The organism is Pyrococcus horikoshii OT3 (genome assembly GCF_000011105.1).
Lineage (GTDB): Archaea > Methanobacteriota_B > Thermococci > Thermococcales > Thermococcaceae > Pyrococcus > Pyrococcus horikoshii.
Genome location: NC_000961.1, coordinates 1,099,699 through 1,115,675 on the forward strand (window position 1 = coordinate 1,099,699; position 15,977 = coordinate 1,115,675).

At 42.0% G+C, this 15,977-nt stretch carries 20 protein-coding genes; 9 read left to right on the forward strand and 11 right to left on the reverse strand.

Features of this window, described 5'->3' with window-relative positions:
• Positions 1-50: 50 nt before the first annotated feature.
• On the reverse strand, positions 51-1,871 hold the full coding sequence (locus PH_RS05735; RefSeq protein ID WP_010885308.1) for an amylo-alpha-1,6-glucosidase: 1,821 nt from the start codon (positions 1,869-1,871) through the stop codon (positions 51-53).
• Positions 1,872-1,889: 18 nt separating this feature from the next.
• Here PH_RS05735 and PH_RS05740 point away from each other — a divergent pair, with 18 nt between their 5' ends.
• Complete coding sequence (locus PH_RS05740) at positions 1,890-2,561, forward strand: ZPR1 zinc finger domain-containing protein (RefSeq protein ID WP_010885309.1); 672 nt, start codon at positions 1,890-1,892, stop codon at positions 2,559-2,561.
• On the opposite strand, the gene PH_RS05745 is transcribed toward PH_RS05740, so the two are convergent.
• From PH_RS05745 to PH_RS05755, 3 genes are read right to left on the reverse strand one after another with little or no spacing between them, the layout of a single operon-like run.
• Positions 2,530-3,690 carry a class I SAM-dependent methyltransferase gene (locus PH_RS05745; RefSeq protein WP_010885310.1) on the reverse strand — a complete coding sequence of 387 codons (1,161 nt, stop codon included), beginning with the start codon at positions 3,688-3,690 and terminating at the stop codon, positions 2,530-2,532. The two genes, PH_RS05740 and PH_RS05745, sit on opposite strands and share 32 nt — an antisense overlap.
• Entirely contained in the window at positions 3,687-4,154 is a 468-nt protein-coding gene (locus PH_RS05750; RefSeq protein WP_048053337.1) for a methyltransferase family protein, read from the reverse strand. Before PH_RS05750 ends, PH_RS05745 begins: the two co-directional genes overlap by 4 nt.
• Entirely contained in the window at positions 4,151-4,564 is a 414-nt protein-coding gene (locus PH_RS05755) for a NifB/NifX family molybdenum-iron cluster-binding protein (RefSeq protein ID WP_010885312.1), read from the reverse strand. Before PH_RS05755 ends, PH_RS05750 begins: the two co-directional genes overlap by 4 nt.
• 117 nt (positions 4,565-4,681) lie before the next feature.
• Between PH_RS05755 and PH_RS05760 the strand changes: the two genes are divergently transcribed.
• From PH_RS05760 to PH_RS05795, 8 genes are read left to right on the forward strand one after another with little or no spacing between them, the layout of a single operon-like run.
• Positions 4,682-5,251 (forward strand): NifB/NifX family molybdenum-iron cluster-binding protein, encoded by a 570-nt coding sequence (locus tag PH_RS05760; RefSeq protein WP_010885313.1) that lies wholly within the window; start codon positions 4,682-4,684, stop codon positions 5,249-5,251.
• Positions 5,252-5,292: 41 nt separating this feature from the next.
• Complete coding sequence (locus tag PH_RS05765; protein WP_010885314.1) at positions 5,293-5,508, forward strand: hypothetical protein; 216 nt, start codon at positions 5,293-5,295, stop codon at positions 5,506-5,508.
• Between the two features lie 58 nt (positions 5,509-5,566).
• Positions 5,567-6,535, forward strand: coding sequence for a beta-ribofuranosylaminobenzene 5'-phosphate synthase family protein (locus PH_RS05770; RefSeq protein WP_048053338.1), 969 nt, complete (start codon positions 5,567-5,569; stop codon positions 6,533-6,535).
• Positions 6,532-7,251, forward strand: a complete 720-nt coding sequence (locus tag PH_RS05775) for an N-glycosylase/DNA lyase (RefSeq protein WP_010885316.1) — start codon at positions 6,532-6,534, stop codon at positions 7,249-7,251. Before PH_RS05770 ends, PH_RS05775 begins: the two co-directional genes overlap by 4 nt.
• Before the next feature lie 20 nt (positions 7,252-7,271).
• Positions 7,272-8,033, forward strand: coding sequence for an ABC transporter ATP-binding protein (locus tag PH_RS05780; RefSeq protein ID WP_010885317.1), 762 nt, complete (start codon positions 7,272-7,274; stop codon positions 8,031-8,033).
• On the forward strand, positions 8,033-9,484 hold the full coding sequence (locus PH_RS05785; protein ID WP_010885318.1) for a hypothetical protein: 1,452 nt from the start codon (positions 8,033-8,035) through the stop codon (positions 9,482-9,484). The genes PH_RS05780 and PH_RS05785 overlap by 1 nt, the downstream gene beginning before the upstream one ends.
• A 1-nt stretch (position 9,485) precedes the next feature.
• Complete coding sequence (gene pbp11, locus PH_RS05790; protein ID WP_010885320.1) at positions 9,486-9,791, forward strand: tRNA-binding protein Pbp11; 306 nt, start codon at positions 9,486-9,488, stop codon at positions 9,789-9,791.
• Positions 9,788-10,627, forward strand: coding sequence for a TatD family hydrolase (locus PH_RS05795; protein WP_010885321.1), 840 nt, complete (start codon positions 9,788-9,790; stop codon positions 10,625-10,627). The genes pbp11 and PH_RS05795 overlap by 4 nt, the downstream gene beginning before the upstream one ends.
• Here the strand turns inward: PH_RS05795 and PH_RS05800 are convergent.
• From PH_RS05800 to PH_RS05830, 7 genes are all read right to left on the reverse strand, one after another.
• Complete coding sequence (locus PH_RS05800) at positions 10,622-11,374, reverse strand: ABC transporter ATP-binding protein (protein WP_010885322.1); 753 nt, start codon at positions 11,372-11,374, stop codon at positions 10,622-10,624. The two genes, PH_RS05795 and PH_RS05800, sit on opposite strands and share 6 nt — an antisense overlap.
• Positions 11,371-12,402 carry a FecCD family ABC transporter permease gene (locus PH_RS05805; protein WP_010885323.1) on the reverse strand — a complete coding sequence of 344 codons (1,032 nt, stop codon included), beginning with the start codon at positions 12,400-12,402 and terminating at the stop codon, positions 11,371-11,373. The genes PH_RS05800 and PH_RS05805 overlap by 4 nt, the downstream gene beginning before the upstream one ends.
• 6 nt (positions 12,403-12,408) lie before the next feature.
• Positions 12,409-13,509 (reverse strand): iron ABC transporter substrate-binding protein, encoded by a 1,101-nt coding sequence (locus tag PH_RS05810; protein WP_010885324.1) that lies wholly within the window; start codon positions 13,507-13,509, stop codon positions 12,409-12,411.
• Positions 13,506-14,201, reverse strand: a complete 696-nt coding sequence (locus tag PH_RS05815; protein WP_010885325.1) for an FmdE family protein — start codon at positions 14,199-14,201, stop codon at positions 13,506-13,508. Before PH_RS05815 ends, PH_RS05810 begins: the two co-directional genes overlap by 4 nt.
• Positions 14,202-14,274: 73 nt before the next feature.
• Positions 14,275-14,988 (reverse strand): cytochrome c biogenesis CcdA family protein, encoded by a 714-nt coding sequence (locus tag PH_RS05820; protein WP_010885326.1) that lies wholly within the window; start codon positions 14,986-14,988, stop codon positions 14,275-14,277.
• 59 nt (positions 14,989-15,047) lie between these two features.
• Complete coding sequence (locus PH_RS05825) at positions 15,048-15,437, reverse strand: methyltransferase RsmF C-terminal domain-like protein (RefSeq protein ID WP_010885327.1); 390 nt, start codon at positions 15,435-15,437, stop codon at positions 15,048-15,050.
• Positions 15,438-15,446: 9 nt separating this feature from the next.
• Positions 15,447-15,950, reverse strand: a complete 504-nt coding sequence (locus PH_RS05830; protein ID WP_010885328.1) for a hypothetical protein — start codon at positions 15,948-15,950, stop codon at positions 15,447-15,449.
• Positions 15,951-15,977 lie beyond the last annotated feature (27 nt).

Genomic DNA, 15,977 nt, shown 5'->3' on the forward strand with positions numbered 1-15,977 from the left:
TGATGAATAGCAAGCCAGCTGAAGAGTGATGAAGTGAACACCCCCTGAGCCTACCTAATCTCCACTTTATCTCCTTTCACTTTAATGATTCTTCTTTTTCCTTTAATTATAATCTTTGTCGAAAGCTTTAACCAGGGAGGTAGCTCAGGCTTGATCTCTTCGGGAGTCATGTTTAGAATTGCTTTTAGAAGTGCAAATAGGCTTGCGGAGCTCCATGCTTGTGGGTAATTCGCTCTAAAAGGAACTATAGGATACTCACTATCAAGCCCGGCATAAAATTCTGGTAATCCCTTCAAATACTTACAGGCAAGGAATATTCTTTTTGCAAGTTCGAAAGCCTCCGAAAATCCGAGAGCTATTATTGCATTGTCATGGGGCCATATGCTTCCATTGTGATAACTGAACGGATCATAAGATCTCTCCTGGGAGCTTAACGTTCTTATACCCCATCTAGTTAGCAAATCCTCCTCTTTCAGTCTTTCAATTATCTTTTTCTCGTGCTTCGCTATACCCGTAAATAGGAGATGCCCTACATTGGATGCTATAACCCGTGAAGGGTTATTCTTTCCATCTAATGCTAAGGCATAAAATCCACCAGTCCAAAAGTCCTTATTAAATCTCTTCTTGAGCTTCCTACCCTCCTTCATTAGATCTTTAGGGTCATGATCCGTTAGGTTTAGGATCGCTGCATCCAAAAGGGCCTTATAGGCATACCCTTGAACCTCGACTAAGGCGATAGGCGGTTCTAGGGGAGTCCCATCTTCGGTCATGATTGCATTAGCTGAATCTTTCCATCCCTTGTTTTTTAGCAATCCAGGAGTGTACCTCACGTATCCTTCTCCTTCCTCCAGTTTTCTTAAGATCCAATCAACGGCCATAGTTAAGGCAGGTTTTATTCTCTCAATAAAGCCTCTATCTTCAGTCCATTTAAGATACTCACCCGCTAGGATTACGTAGAGAGGGGTTGCATCAACGGTTCCATAGTAAGGGTAAAATGGAAGTTTTCTAGAAAGTGAAAGCTCTCCATATCTAACCTCATGGGGGATTTTTCCAGGTTCCTCTTCATTTCCTTCATCAAATTCCTTTCCCTGAAGTTTTGAAAAGAAATTTAAAGTTCCCCTAGCATACTCGGGATACCAAGGAAGGAGAAAGAGTGCAGTTATTATTGCATCTCGGCCAAAGGGAGAAGCATAGTAAGGTAAGCCTGCAAAGGCTATTTTTCCGTAATCGATTTCCACAGTTAGGGCTGAAAGCTCTTTGAGAGCTCTTTTAAAGATGTTATTAAGCCAAGTCAAGTTTGTTTTTACGAGATTCTTTAGGGATTTAGAAGGCCTAAAAGGTAATGCTATTGAGATCTCGGGTTTAAATTCAATGTAAAGGGATCTACTTTCAAAGGGTTCCAATATCACGGTCTTAACTAATTTATTTCCAAGATTATCCATGTTAGTTTCTATACTAAGCCTCCTATTAATGTGATCTATTCCCTTATACCTATAATTTTCAATTCTTCTCTCAATTCGCACCCCACTAAATCTCCTAACTTCAAATATATCCTCCATTGAAACTTCAAACCTATAGATTACTTTAACTTTGGTGATTCTATTTCTCCTGTTGTAAATATGAAATGCTTCTCGATAGGTTTCTCCATATACCTTCCTTTCCCTTATAATTGCGATATCATTACCTAGAAAAATTGAAAAGCCCTTTTCAAAACCTTCCTGGTTACCTCCAATGAACCTTATCCCATCGACGTGAAAGCTAGAATTCCTAATGAATCTAGTATCAAAGGCATAGAGCCCATCGTACTCTTCAGTCATATCACCATTTTCCCTGGAAATCGCGAATAAAATACCATTTGATAATATCTGCATGGTTTAAAACTTTGTCTAATGATTTATAAAGCTTGTATAAGAAAGAGGTGTGGAGGGGTATGCGTGGGAGAAGAGCTAAAGCCCGAAAAAATTCAGGAAATAAGGTTAGGGGATTGCCCAATATGCGGGGGAAAAGGAACACTAAAGGCTATACAATTCATTCACAGGATACCCTATTTTGGTGAGGTTATGGAATCTACCGTTGTTTGTGAGAGATGTGGTTATAGGAATTCCGATGTTATAATATTAGAGGAAAGGGAACCGAGGCTTTATGAGGTTAAAGTTGAAGAAGAAAAAGACTTATTTATAAGGGTAGTTAGAAGCAAGAGTGGGACCATAGAGCTCGAAGAGCTAGGGATAAAGATAGAACCCGGACCAGCGGCAGAAGGCTTTGTTAGTAATATAGAAGGAGTCCTGGAAAGGGCAAAGGAAGTTCTGCTGATGGCAAGAGACTTCAAAGAACAGGAAAATGATAGAGAAGCAGTTAGAAGGATAGACGAACTGTTAAAATATATAGAAGAAGTTAAAGAAGGCAAAAAGCCTCTAACTGTAAGGATAATGGATCCCTTTGGGAATAGCGCGTTAATTGGAGAAAAAGTTAAGAGCAGAAAGCTAACAAAGGAGGAGATAAGAAAGCTGAGTAAAGGGCCTTACATTGTTATAGAGCCCGATGAAGTTCCTCAGCAATAATCGCTAAATTTCCAACCTTAAAGACAAAAGCCCTCTTTTCCCCCTTAAGTCCCGCTTCTATCTTCTTCCTGACTCTCCAATATTCCTTTTCATCAATGTTAATTCTAAGGGTTGCCCTTCCATACCCTTCTTTCCTCAGAAAATCGTTTATCCTGACCGGATGAAATGGCATGGTCTTAACGACAATGTAACTCCTCTTGAAATAGTCACTCTCAACTTCATCATTACTAGTCGCTAATATTCTCCTCTTTTCTCTCAACAATAGCTTTAGATCTCCTTTTACCTTATGGAAAAGCTCATTGATCAAGTTCGCATAGTCAATAGCTTGAGGAATTTCGTAAAGATACCTTCTTGGTTCCTTAGTTTCTTCAACTATGTTCTCTAGGTCGGGATCGCTTTCAAGCCTTACCCCTTGAGGGAGAATTACCGCACTCCTCTCGGCCTTTGCTAGTGGTTCTGTGTAGAATGTAAGTCTATTTAGGTGACCGAAAAGATCTATATACTCAAACTCTCCCTCCCATGGAACTTTCTCTCTTCTTATCTGAGGAGGTAAATCGAAGATGAAAGCATCAACTCTCTTTTTATAAGCCTCATAAACCTTAAGGGGACTTGGAAGTAGATCCTCAAGGTTTCTCTCTGGAACCTCCGGAGGACGAGCAGGATCCGAGAATATCACATCAGCATCTATTTTCTCCACGACTTCAGGGCTCAAGGAATCTCCAACCATAAACTCGACTTTGACCCCATATTTTTCGGCATTTCTCCTTGCAAACTCTATCTTAATTGGATCAATATCAACTCCCACGCTTCTTATTCCATGCTTAGCAAAGAATATAAGCTGTATTCCAACCCCACAAGATACATCTGCTATGCTCTTTATTCCCTGCTCTTTGAGCCTTTTACCTCTGTAGTCGGCAACGGCTTCATGAGTAGCGTATCTCAGCCCTTCAAGATTGAACCAGAGATCATTCCTTGAGAATTTATCTTTTGCCTTGATTCTAGCTCTAGCAACTTCCAAGGCTAGCTTAAAATCATTTTCAGGAAGCTTAAGGAGTGACCTTATTTTCTTCTCACTATATCCCTTCCTAATAAGTTCCTCTGCAAGTTTCACGCTTTCCTCGCTTATCATTTTCTCTCCCCAGGATCGAGTTTCTTTATAACTTCAAAAAGGTTGGGTATAAATCTAGGAACGCGTGAAGCATATTCTTCCCATTCTTTTCCAAACCTTACATGAAGGAATCTCTCTTCTTCTTCAATGTAGTATAGAATTGAAATCCAGTAGACTACAGGTAATCCAAGCATGAACCCTCCAATCACAAGAGAAAAGCCCGGAAGGATCAGGACCCCCCAAATCGTATATATTGGGTGTCTAACAACTGAGTAACATCCACTTTTAAGTAATTTTCCCGCTTTATAGGCCTTGGAGACTTGGAAGTAGCAGATAGCCCATAGCACAATACCTACAAAGACTAGTATTCCTCCGATCCTAGGAAAAGAGAAGTCAAAAGTGAAGAGCCTTTCTAACAATGCTGAAAATGCAATGTAAAGAAAAGAAACCTTAGCAACCTTGGGTACTATACCAAGGAAGTTCAAAACTCGCTCACCTTCATCGGGATCTTTTTCTTCTTCTCTTGAACTTGATTCCATAGGTCATCGAAGTTTTCTATTATCCTCTGAATTGCCACATTTAAATCTCTTGTCCGTGTAAAGAAAGCTACCTTATTCGTCTTATCTCGAATCCTTAGGAAGTTTGGTCCCATTCTAAAGGCTGCCAGAACGTCAACATCAAGAAGCTGACCTACCACGGCCCTGAACTTCCTAGGATCTCCATGTCCCTCATCCTCTTCTTCAAGATCCTTAGCCTTGTTGTTCCTTTTCTCAAGGAGCTTTACGCTACCGTCTTCACAGATCTCATAGATCGCGAAAAACTCTGAATCTCCGTAGTGAGCGTCTATGAGATGTTCATCATCCTCCATTCCAAAGGCTACCTTGAGGCACCTCATAACTCCTCACCCGGAATTAGGTGGCCCTAACAAGTTATATAAGGTTTATTAGAATTAGGCCAGTCGAAAACTTTATATATCTGTGCATATGCACAAAATTTTGAGAGGTGGTGATAAATGAGGATCGCAGTTCCAACTAACGGTGGAGGTTTAGAAGATACAGTTGCTCCCGTATTCGCAAGAGCACCTGCATTCGCGATAGTTGATGTTGAGAATGGTGAAATTAAAAACGTTAGGGTAATTCAAAATTCGGCATCAACAGCAGCAGGTGGAGCTGGGCCAATGGCCGTGCAAATGCTAATAAATGAGGGAGTTGATACTATAGTTGCTCCCCAGGTAGGTCCCAATGCCATGGGAGCTATCCAGGCAGCGGGAATTAGAGTGTACACCGTACCCCCAGGAACTAAAGTTGAAGATGCCGTGAAAAGTGCAATTAGCGGTTCAGCACCACAAACTACCGCTCCAATTCAAGTGCAAGCTCCCACTCCAGCAGTCTATACTCCCGCTCCCGCTTATCCACCGAGGTACTACTGGGCCCCAAGATGGGGCTGGAGAGGAGGCTGGGGAAGAGGATGGGGCCGTGGATGGGGAAGAGGAGGAAGAGGCTGGGGTGCCAGGCTCGGTTACTGTCCATGGACTGGAATGCCAAGTAGAAGAACCCTGAGATGGCTCTACGGCTGGTGGTGATTTTCCATAATCTTTTTAAATTTTAAGAGAGTGGAAATCCCATGCCAAGAGGATTTGGAAGAGGCCCAGGAAGAGGTTATTATTACGGCCCTGGAGTAGGATTCATAGTGGACATTATCTTCATTCTAATAATCCTATACCTATTATTTAAGCTGTTCCTAGTTGCAGCTCCCTACGTCATAGCCCTTGTAGTTGTTTACATTATCTGGAGGCTTATTAGGCCGTACAGGAGGCCTCCCTGGGGCCCCTGGTTTTGAACTTTTTTCCTAATTTTCTTAAGCATCATACTTAATTAATAGACCTTAGGTGATTGTAGTGATCGTTAGAACACCTAGGAGACTTCATCTAGGAATAATAGATCCAACGGGTAGCTTGGGAAGAAAGTTCGGTAGCATTGGAGTTGCACTTGAAGGAGGTTACGACATCAAGGTAACACCGGCCGGTTCTTTAACGATAGAGGCCGATAAAGAAGATAGGGAGGTTATAGAGAAGATAGTAAAAGAGCTAAATCTAGAGTACGAAACGGGACTGGATTATTACATAGAAGTGAGAAAGAGCATCCCCAGGCACATAGGACTCGGCTCCACCACGCAATTAACTCTAGCAATAGCTTCGGCGATCCTGAGGATCGCAAAAAAAGACATTCCCATAGAGGAGGTAGCCTTTTCCCTGAAAAGAGCCAGAGAGAGCGGAGCGGGTCTTTACATCTTCAAGTTCGGTGGCTTTGTCGTCGATGGGGGAGTTAAAGATACCTATCCCCCTCTAATAATGAGGCATGATTTCCCAGAGAATTGGGCCTTTATACTCGTGATTCCCAAGGTAAAGAGGGGACTAAGCGAGGAGGAAGAGGAAGGAATAATGTTTGGGAGCAACTTTGGCAACGTCAATATTGCTAAGGAGATAACGTATAGGCTAATGCTGGGGTTAGTCCCATCCTTAATTGAGAAGAACATTGAGAAATTCGGAAGATTTCTAACGGATATCCAAGAGCTCGTTGGAAAGCACTTCGCAACATTTCAAGGAGGAACATTTAGGGAGGACATTAAAACCGTCGTGGAGATCTTAAAGGAGACGACGTACGGAGCAGGCCAAAGTAGCTGGGGCCCGACGGTTTATGGATTAATAAGAAAGGAGGAATATAATTCAGTTAGAGTGAAGGTTGCAGATCTTCTTGACGATTATGGGATAAAGGCCGAGATAGAGCTTGGAATTCCCAGGAATAAAGGAGCTGAAGTCCTGGGCGAGAACCTCTTCCTTGAAAGGCTCATAAGTGGTGTGAAATGATAGCGGAATTAATCAGAGAAATTGGGATCGAAGGTGCAAGGTTCATAGAGGAGAATATTGATGAACAGTTTAAGGCCCTCTCATATTTAAGTGAAGGGATGGACAGGGTAAATTTCGTGAGACTTGTTATAGCGAATGCCTTAGTCAGCTACCAACTTACTGGGAAAGGAGAGATGTGGTGGTGGGAATTTGCAAAGTACTTTAAGGGGAAGGAAGTTAAAACAATATACTCAGCGTATAAGGAGTTTCTACCCAATTCAAAGTTTAATAGAAGGTTAATACAGCAAAAACTTCTGAGGATAAAGAAGATAGAGCCTTTCCTTTCCACGCTCACGGAGGAAAGTATAGAAAGGTATTACGAAGATATGACCCTCCTATGGAAGGCGATAGCGAAAGTGCTGAAGGTTGACAGGGAATCTAAAACCGTTGTTTTTAGCGTTAAAATGTTTGGTTATGCTGCTAGAATAGTCCTTTCTAAGTTCAACCCATATCCAATGGAGATACCAATCCCGGAGGATGTTAGGATAATTAAGTTAACCAGGAAGCTTACAAACGAGAGACCTAGGGATTTCTGGATGAAGATCGCTAAAGAATCCAACGTCCCTCCACTTCATATAGATTCCATACTCTGGCCTCTCCTGGGAGGTGCTAGGGTAGAAGAGGCCCCTCCAGAATTAAAGGAGAAGCTAGAAAAACTAATAAGAGTTATAAGGTAAACACTTAACGGGGAAAAGTTATGATAATAGTTGAAAACCTCAGAAAGAAATTCGGATCAAAAGAGGTACTAAAGGGGATCAATTTCACGGTTAATGATGGGGAGATATACGGACTTCTAGGGCCGAATGGAAGTGGAAAGTCAACTACTATGAGGATACTTTCCGGGATAATTACCGATTTTGAAGGTAAAGTAATGGTGGCTGGAGTGGACGTCTCAAGAGATCCAATGAAGGTTAAGGAGATCGTGGGTTATGTTCCGGAAACCCCCGCACTTTATGAGAGCTTAACCCCAGCAGAGTTTTTCAGTTTCATAGGAGGAGTGAGGAGGATTCCTCAAGATATTCTCGAGGAGAGAGTTAAAAGGCTCGTAGATGCGTTTGGGATAGGTAAGTACATGAACCAGTTAATAGGAACCTTGAGCTTTGGGACGAAGCAAAAAATTTCCCTAATCTCGGCTTTGTTACACGATCCTCAAGTTTTGATACTAGATGAAGCCATGAATGGCCTTGACCCTAAAAGTGCTAGAATATTCAGGGAGTTACTTTTTGAGTTTAAGGAGGAAGGTAAGAGTATAGTATTTTCAACTCACATCTTAGCCCTAGCTGAGGTTATGTGCGATAGGATAGGTATAATATACGAAGGGAGGATAGTAGCCGAAGGAACTATAGATGAATTAAGGGAGATCGCAAGGGAAGAGAAGCTTGAAGATATATTCCTAAAGCTAACTCAAGCGAAGGAAGAGGTTTCTCAGATAGTTTCAGCACTAAAGGAGGCCCTTTAATGCTCTGGGAGATAATTAGAGTTACTTACAGAGAGCTTCACTACAGGATGATAAAGGAAAACGTGAGCATTTCGAGGAATGAAAAGAAGCTTATGAATAGCTTAAAGTGGCAAGGAAATATTAAACTTGCAGTTGGACTTCAGAGCCTTGCCTTCATGCTTTTGGGCTTCATGATAGGATTATCAATTTACTTAGCTCCCAGGGATGTCAGGGGAATTCTATTCGCTCCAAACCTCATAGTCCCATTCATATATTCCATATACACAACAAGTCTCATGGTGGCCTATCTAAAGTCCGGAAAAGTTCTTGAACCCTTAAAGTCACTTCCAATTCCAAGGCTTGGATTGATACTTTCAGTTTTAATATTAATTGATACCCTTCCAGGATTCTTTCTCCTCCTCCCCTCTACTTTCTTTTTAGGTGGAATTGGTGAGGATCTTTTAGGTATTGGCTGGCTAATTTTAGCTGTACTAATGGGCCATTCATTAGCATTAGTATTCCAAGTTAAATTTGGGGGGAGCTACGTTGGGAGGGGAAGTATACTGAAGAACCTCGCAAAGGCATTTGGGATACTCCTCATGATAAGCATATATCTCCTAATTCAGGGAATTGTCAAGTTCGTTAAAGAGAACGTCGAGATGTTGACCCCAATATTTAAGGAATACGAGGTAGTTTTTCCAATGGTGGCATCAACAATTTACAACCCCCTCAAATCCTTCATGTTCTTGATTATCTACGCTATTCCTTTTGGAATGCTCTACATTTACGGGATAAGAAGATTATGGGAAAGCCTAGAAGTGGAGAAGGTAGAAGGTAATGTAAAGGTTGAATACTCCATAAGATCAATGAATTCCCTAGTCAGCTTAGTCTTCAAGGACTATAAAATTATATTTAGAAGAACTCAGCTTCTCGGAGGTTTCTTGGCCCCCGTTTACATGGGCTTGTGGTGGATCTACATGGTGGGAAAGGAAGGCTTCCCCCTAAGATCTACGGGAATGCTCATGATAACCATAGGGATCTTGGCCTCGATAACCCTTGACGCGGTATTTAAGATGGAGCTTGAGGGATTTGAGACCCTGAAAAGTCTACCAATAAGCAAGAAGAGATTTCTACTTACCAAAGGTCTTGTAATGTCAACCATACCCATATTCCTTAACCTAACTCTCCTGGCATTATCCCTTATATTCAACGGAACTAAGGCCCTCTATATATTCCCTCTTGTGCTTTCCCCTCTCTTAGCCTCAGGGATAAGTATGAAGTATGTGAGCAAAAAGATTAATGATGTAGAGATGCCCAATTTGGGATTAAGCGATGGGATAGTGATACTCATCTTAAACTTGATCCCAATAGTAATAGGGGGAATCTTGCTTTTCGCGATTAAAGATCCGATAAGTTACATCGTAGTGGATAGCATGATTATAATTGGTTCCCTGATACTTTGGGGGTGGTAAGATGTTTAAGTTCTTTAAAAGAAAGGGTGAGGATGAGAAGGATGTAACCGGAAAACCCGTCGGTAAGGTTAAGGTTGAAAGTATACTTAAAGTTGGATTTAGGGATGTCATAATATGCGAGGTTCTCGAGGGGATAGTTAAAGTTGGATACAAGGTTAAGAAAGGGAAGAAAGTAGCGGGAATAGTGAGTATGGAGAGGGAGCATAAGAAGATAGAGTTTGCAATCCCTGGAGATAGAGTTGGAATGATGCTAGAGAAAAATATAAACGCTGAAAAGGATGACATCTTGGAGGTGTACCTCGTATGATAATCCTGGATAACCACTTCCACGTCGATCCCATTAACGGATTATTCCTGGAAGCAGTGAAGCAGTTCCATAGGGCTGGAGGTACTCACCTCGTAGTCGTTTACAAAAGCGCCCATGACTATGGATTCGGGGGAATGAAGGGAGAAGACTTCATGAGGGCCATGGATTTCCACGTTGAGCTTGTGGAGATAATAAATAAGGAAACACCTGTAAAGGCTTATGCCGTCGTAGGCGTCCATCCGGCCGAGTTCGATTATCTAGCGAGAGCTAGAGGGATCGAATATGCCAAGAGGGAGGTAATGAAGGCCCTGGAGCATGCCCAAAGATTATGCCTGGATGGTAAGGCTATTGGAATAGGAGAAGTGGGAAGGCCTCACTACCCAGTTCCTGAGGAAATATGGGAAGCAAGTATAGAGATCATGAAGTATGCAATGGCCCTAGCTAAGGAAGCAGATTGTGCAGTTCAGTTACACACCGAAAGTTTTGATGAGGAGAAGTTCAGGGAACTTGGAAGGTACGTGAGAGAAGTGGGGATAAAACCCTATAGAGTTGTTAAGCACTTTTCTCCACCTCTCGTTAAGGTTGCAGAAGAAGTTGGAATTTTTCCTAGTATAATAGCGAGCAGGAAGAACATAGAGGAAGCCATAAAGCAGGGAACAAGGTTTCTCATGGAAACGGATTACATAGATGATAAGAGAAGGCCTGGGGCCGTTTTAGGACCAAAAACCGTTCCCAGAAGAACTAAGGAGCTCCTCCAGAAAGGAATATTAACTGAGGATGACGTCTATAGGATACACGTTGAAAATCCTGAGAAAGTCTACGGAATAGAGCTATAATCCGACTAGAGGAATTACCTCCCCCTCTACCCTTGCAACCCTAATCTTGACTCCATACGTCTCGCTCAAAATCTTTTCCTCAAGCTCTTCCCTTGTTAATAATCCAGTGCTCCTACCATCTTTAAGGAAGAGAAACTCTTCCCCAAACCTGAGGGCTAGGGTCAAGTCATGCATAACGGTAACCACGGTCTTACCCCTCTTTACGAGATCCTTTATTATCTCCATAACTTCAATCTGACTCTTAGGATCGAGATTGTTAGTTGGTTCGTCAAGGAGGATAACAGGAGTTTCCTGGGCTATGGCTCTAGCTATAGCAACTTTCTGTAGTTCCCCACCGCTTAAAGTTTTCATAATTCTATCTTCAAGCCTCTGAATGCCGAGTAACCTAAGTGCATCCTCCACAGCTTTTAAATCCTTCCTCCCTGGGTTTAAACCCATATATGGTTTCCTCCCCAGGAGAACGAAATCAAAGACCCTTAGGAACCCTGGCTCTATCCTTTGGGGAACATAGGCTAATAGCTTTGCAAGCTCGATCCTACTTAACTCCTTTATGTCGTTTCCCAGAACTTTAATGCTTCCTTTATATTTGAGTATCCCAGCTATGCATCTGAGTAATGTTGTCTTTCCAGCGCCATTTGGACCCAGGATAATTAGAAAGCTCCCCTTGTCAATTTCAAAGTTTATATCGTGCAGTATCTCCCTCCCATTATGTGAGAACTTCAAGTTTTCAACCTCTATCCCCTTCATTCCCTTCCCTCCATTCTAATTAACAAGTACAGGAACATTGGAGCTCCCAAAAATGAGGTAACAACTCCAACTGGAAGTATCATCGGTGAGAAAATTAACCTAGCAAACGTATCCGCTACTAGAAGTATTAAACCCCCTAAAAGGGTTGATAAGGGGATTAGGAACCTGTAATCTCCTCCAAAGATGAGCCTCACTATGTGAGGGGCTATTAATCCTACGAACCCTATCACCCCAACGAAAGCGACAGTAACGGATGTTACGTAGGTTGAGAGTACTGCAGATATTAGCCTGAACTTTTCAATATCAACCCCTACGGAAAGGGCTACCTCATCACCAAGCGAGGAAGCATTTAAATCCCATCCCTTCAGAAGGAAAAAAGCAAGTATTGGGATCAAAGAAAGAATCATTATAGCATTTTCAAACCAATAAGGTCTACCCAGGTCACCAAAGCTCCAGTAAACCATTGCTGCTAATTGTATTTCATTCGCAAAGTACTGAATTAGTGTTGTTAAAGCTACAAAGAGGGAGCTCATGGCAACTCCTGCAAGTATCATCGCTTGAGGGCTTAACCCTTTAAGCTTTGCCAGGAGAATTATCACTACCGTGGAAGTCATGGCCCCAGCGAAGGCAAAGGCCACTATAATGTAGGGATTATCTACGCTGATCTTTCCCGAGCTCTCGGCATAGCCGGCCCCTAAGAGTATCGCCAAGGATGCTCCAAACATCGCCCCGTGAGAGACTCCCATGGTGAAGGGAGTTGCCAATGGATTTCTCAAGATTCCCTGAAGAACTGCACCTCCAAGGGCTAGGGATGCACCAACGATTATTGAAGCTATTATCCTAGGTAGCCTTATGTTCCATACCGCTTCCCTTGCTGAAGGATTTCCCCTGGTGAAGAGGGCAAGAATAACTTCTTTAGCTGAGAGAGGGTAAGCTCCCTTAGTTAAGGAAAATATAGCTAAGGTTATAATTAGGAGTAAAAGAAAAAGGATTGCTAAAATCCTTTTCCTCACGTATTCCTCGTACATAGCTCATCACGGATTCTGGGGTAGTGAATAAGCAACTTTACCGTTTTCTAGGTCTATTTTCCCAAATCCACCGAACTGCTCAGCGAGAACCTTGTATACTGGTTTTCCTACGAGGAAAGAGTATATCTCATCGGCCTTCTTCTCTGGATCAACATCCTTAAACTCCTCCGGGTATAGAACCTTTCCTATGAAGTAGGCATCCGCTATCGCTGTTCCTATGTTCGTTGAATAGAAGTTGTAAGGTAGCAAACCGTAAAGTTTCCCCTCTTTAACTGCTCTCAAGGATCTATAGAATTCAGGATTCTTCTTATAGTCATCTAGGATAAGCCTAAGTCCCCCTTCATCAATGAATATGTACTCGGGTTGCCACTTAAGGAGGATCTCCTTATCGATGAACTTGTGCCCCTTTCCTAGAGCGCTAGCAACATTGTAGGCACGCAAAACCTCGAAGGGAGGATAATCAGCTTTCGTGCTTTCAATTCCATGAGCTCCTTTGTAGCCTATCCCTCCAACGTAAACTTTTTTCGGTTTAACTTTTTCAGTTCTCTTCCTTAGATCTTCTTCAGCGGATTTTATGAAGGAAATAATGTCCTCAGCCCTCTTCTCCCTTCCCAGTATCTTACCAGCTAATCTTAAGGAGCTAAAGAATTCTTCATCGGTAAAGTTAGAGAGCTCACCGTAACTCAAGACTACAACTGGAATACCCGTCTTTTTCTGTATGTCATTTGCCGTTTTTTCATCTATGTATGTGGCAAATATTATATCCGGCTTGAGCTTCATTATCGCTTCCAAATTTGGAAGCTTCCCGGGACCTCCGGGGCCTATTGAGGGTAAGTTTTTCAGCTCGGGGTGGGCGATTATGTAAGGCCTTCCAAACGAGTATCTCTTTTCGAAATCTTCAACACCAACTACCATGTTAGTAGCGTTTAAATAAACGATGATCCTAAGGCATCCCGGCCCTACTGCGACTATCCTGTGAACTTCCTTAGGAACATCAACAGTCCTTCCGAGCATATCCTTTACGGTTACTCCAGTTGTAGAAGTTTGTCCAGTATTTATACAACCCAAGATGAAAGCTATCAAAATTATTGAAAGTAGCCTTTTCATAACTTAACCTCCTCCAGCTCGACTATTCCCCTACCTATTACGCCAAGTATCTCCTTTCCAGCACAAACCTTACAGAACGGTTTCCCGTTTATATAAACAGCCTTAGGGGCCATTACGAGCTCTCCACATCTACTACATCTAACGCTTTCGAAAATGGGAGCTTGCTCTATTGGGGAAACCTTAACCTTCTTTACCTCGAAAATCTCCTTAGGAAGATAAAGGAACTTTCTTCCAGTCTCCTCCCAGAGCTTACTAAGTTTCCTCTTTTCCTCGGGTGTCCCTTCTCTTCTTTTGATAACTTTTTCAAAGAGCTCTATAGCTCCTGGGGGGTAATAATCTTTGAGCTTCTCAGCATCAACGTACACCCTTACTCCTTCCCAGTTACCCCTCTTAACTAAGGTTAATGCAGTTTTTCCCGTATCAAGGAAGATTAGAGAGTTATTACCAAACGTGCATCCCGTGGTAACTTGAACCCCATCGGCAAAACAACTGTTCGTCTCCACTATAGCTAAAATGCTTTCATCAACACTTTCCTCAAGGCCGAGCCTGTTTACGCTTAGTTCTTCCATCGCTATAAGGGAAGACCTAATTCCAAGGGCTAAGTATGGGCATATATGACCATGGAATACCTTTGCATATTCAAGTATTACATCAAACTTCTTTTCCTTTATAGCTAAATTTAAATTCTCCATTTTTCACACCAATTTCAGAAAAAGTGTTACAGCTTTTAACAATTTTTAAAAGTTTTAGTTTTCAACTTTAGGTTTACATGAGAATCCAGGCACCTATTCCGATTAGGAGAATTCCCGAAACTACTGAAAGCTCCCTGGAATGCTTAACTATCGTTCTTGAAAAGCTTTTGCTATCCGTTAAGCTTCCCATTCCAAATAGTATTACAAATAGGGGAAGGACAAATATAAGATTGTAGAGGGCAAGCATTAGGTAGGCTAATAATTTCATCTTGGAGACGATAGTTGCGTAAACAACGTAAGGACCCATGGAACATGGTAAGAGTGTTAGAGAGACCATGAACCCAAGAATTAACCCACCTACCATAGTTCCCTCGACTGAAAATGCAAGTTTCCTCAATTTACCTTTACCCACGGTTCTAGACTTTTCAAGAATTCCAGTCACTATATTATAAATTCCAAGGATCACTGCTAGATAGCCGGCCCAACTTACCGGGATCTTCCCGGTAATAATGACAAGGCCGACGCCCAGGGAATAATAGGAGATATAAACTGCAACTATAAAGGCTAAGCCAACAATGTATAAGCTCTTCTTGGGTAAACCCTTAACAGAGAGAGCGATTAAGAAGATCGTATAGACTACAAACGTGCATGGGTTTATTGAATCTAGAATAGCTAATGAAAAGAACTGAGGAATAAACTTTGAGAGGCCGAGTAAACCCAAGGATAGGGAGCTCAGACCAAAGGCAATCCCTATGATAATTAGTAGATATTTAATCTCCCTCTTCATGACGATCTTTGAAAAATAGAAAAGGGCTTTTAGGAGTTTTTAAAATAAAAGGTTAAAAACTAAAAGTTTAACCTCCTCTCCTTTGGAATGTAGTTTTTAACGACACCATTTACTAACTTGCCACCTCCAAGCCAGAAATCCCTCCACTTCAGTATTACCCATCTGTTTCCCTCCTCATTAACCTCGATGTCCTCCCCTCTCATCCATGATTTAGCCCTCTCATCATCAACCTCTATTACGTTCCTCTTAGCATTAGGTCCTATTATGAAAGATCCTTCTATCGTTAGTCTTATCCCATCCTTTTCTATAGCCCCTATGTAAATTCCATTATGACCGTTCTCGGGAAAATCGCAGGGCTTATATGCATAGATCTTCTTTCCCTTAACTTCCAGAATCAAGCCTTCCGGAGCGTATCCATATTGCTCAATGAGCATTTCCCTAATGTCCATGTAATCACCTCAAAGGTATTTCATCAGCATGTTTAAGGCCCAGTCAAAGGCTTCTCGGTCTTCAACGTCAATCACATGGTCAAGGTACTCAAGGGCCAAGAGGTTTATTATGAGGTAAGCTTCTCCCCTTTTTAGGCCAAGATCATATGCTTCATAATATACCCTTTCCTCCCCCAATGCTTCATTCATTAGATCAACGAAGTATTTCACGTCATCAACGCTGAGTTCATCCCACTTGCTTTCAAGTTCATCAAAGTATTTCTCCAAGGTAAACAACTTTTCTGGCTCTAAATTAAGGGTACCCTTAACCCACTGGAACTCTCCAATCCTAAAGACTTTGATATCGTCGTTATCTCTGATTCCAACGGTATCCCACAGTATTACACCCTCAATTACGTTTCCTCCTCCATACCTCTGAGAGAGCTCGCTGAAAATGTCGAAAGCTGTCTGCATCTCTTCTATAAACTCCTCCTCATCTTCAAATCTCACGATCTTGCTCACGCTACCCCTCATCTCGCAACCTCCCGAGATTTATTAAGG

What these genes read in the sequence shown, in the direction of transcription:
- PH_RS05740 (WP_010885309.1), top strand. Translation starts at nt 1,890, where the DNA reads ATGATTTATAAAGCTTGTATAAGAAAGAGGTGTGGAGGGGTATGCGTG.
- PH_RS05765 (WP_010885314.1), top strand. Translation starts at nt 5,293, where the DNA reads ATGCCAAGAGGATTTGGAAGAGGCCCAGGAAGAGGTTATTATTACGGC.
- pbp11 (WP_010885320.1), top strand. Translation starts at nt 9,486, where the DNA reads ATGTTTAAGTTCTTTAAAAGAAAGGGTGAGGATGAGAAGGATGTAACC.
- PH_RS05825 (WP_010885327.1), bottom strand. Translation starts at nt 15,437, where the DNA reads ATGGACATTAGGGAAATGCTCATTGAGCAATATGGATACGCTCCGGAA.
- PH_RS05800 (WP_010885322.1), bottom strand. Translation starts at nt 11,374, where the DNA reads ATGAAGGGGATAGAGGTTGAAAACTTGAAGTTCTCACATAATGGGAGG.
- PH_RS05760 (WP_010885313.1), top strand. Translation starts at nt 4,682, where the DNA reads ATGAGGATCGCAGTTCCAACTAACGGTGGAGGTTTAGAAGATACAGTT.
- PH_RS05830 (WP_010885328.1), bottom strand. Translation starts at nt 15,950, where the DNA reads ATGAGGGGTAGCGTGAGCAAGATCGTGAGATTTGAAGATGAGGAGGAG.
- PH_RS05735 (WP_010885308.1), bottom strand. Translation starts at nt 1,871, where the DNA reads ATGCAGATATTATCAAATGGTATTTTATTCGCGATTTCCAGGGAAAAT.
- PH_RS05775 (WP_010885316.1), top strand. Translation starts at nt 6,532, where the DNA reads ATGATAGCGGAATTAATCAGAGAAATTGGGATCGAAGGTGCAAGGTTC.
- PH_RS05785 (WP_010885318.1), top strand. Translation starts at nt 8,033, where the DNA reads ATGCTCTGGGAGATAATTAGAGTTACTTACAGAGAGCTTCACTACAGG.
- PH_RS05795 (WP_010885321.1), top strand. Translation starts at nt 9,788, where the DNA reads ATGATAATCCTGGATAACCACTTCCACGTCGATCCCATTAACGGATTA.
- PH_RS05780 (WP_010885317.1), top strand. Translation starts at nt 7,272, where the DNA reads ATGATAATAGTTGAAAACCTCAGAAAGAAATTCGGATCAAAAGAGGTA.
- PH_RS05820 (WP_010885326.1), bottom strand. Translation starts at nt 14,988, where the DNA reads ATGAAGAGGGAGATTAAATATCTACTAATTATCATAGGGATTGCCTTT.
- PH_RS05815 (WP_010885325.1), bottom strand. Translation starts at nt 14,201, where the DNA reads ATGGAGAATTTAAATTTAGCTATAAAGGAAAAGAAGTTTGATGTAATA.
- PH_RS05745 (WP_010885310.1), bottom strand. Translation starts at nt 3,690, where the DNA reads ATGATAAGCGAGGAAAGCGTGAAACTTGCAGAGGAACTTATTAGGAAG.
- PH_RS05810 (WP_010885324.1), bottom strand. Translation starts at nt 13,509, where the DNA reads ATGAAAAGGCTACTTTCAATAATTTTGATAGCTTTCATCTTGGGTTGT.
- PH_RS05755 (WP_010885312.1), bottom strand. Translation starts at nt 4,564, where the DNA reads ATGAGGTGCCTCAAGGTAGCCTTTGGAATGGAGGATGATGAACATCTC.
- PH_RS05805 (WP_010885323.1), bottom strand. Translation starts at nt 12,402, where the DNA reads ATGTACGAGGAATACGTGAGGAAAAGGATTTTAGCAATCCTTTTTCTT.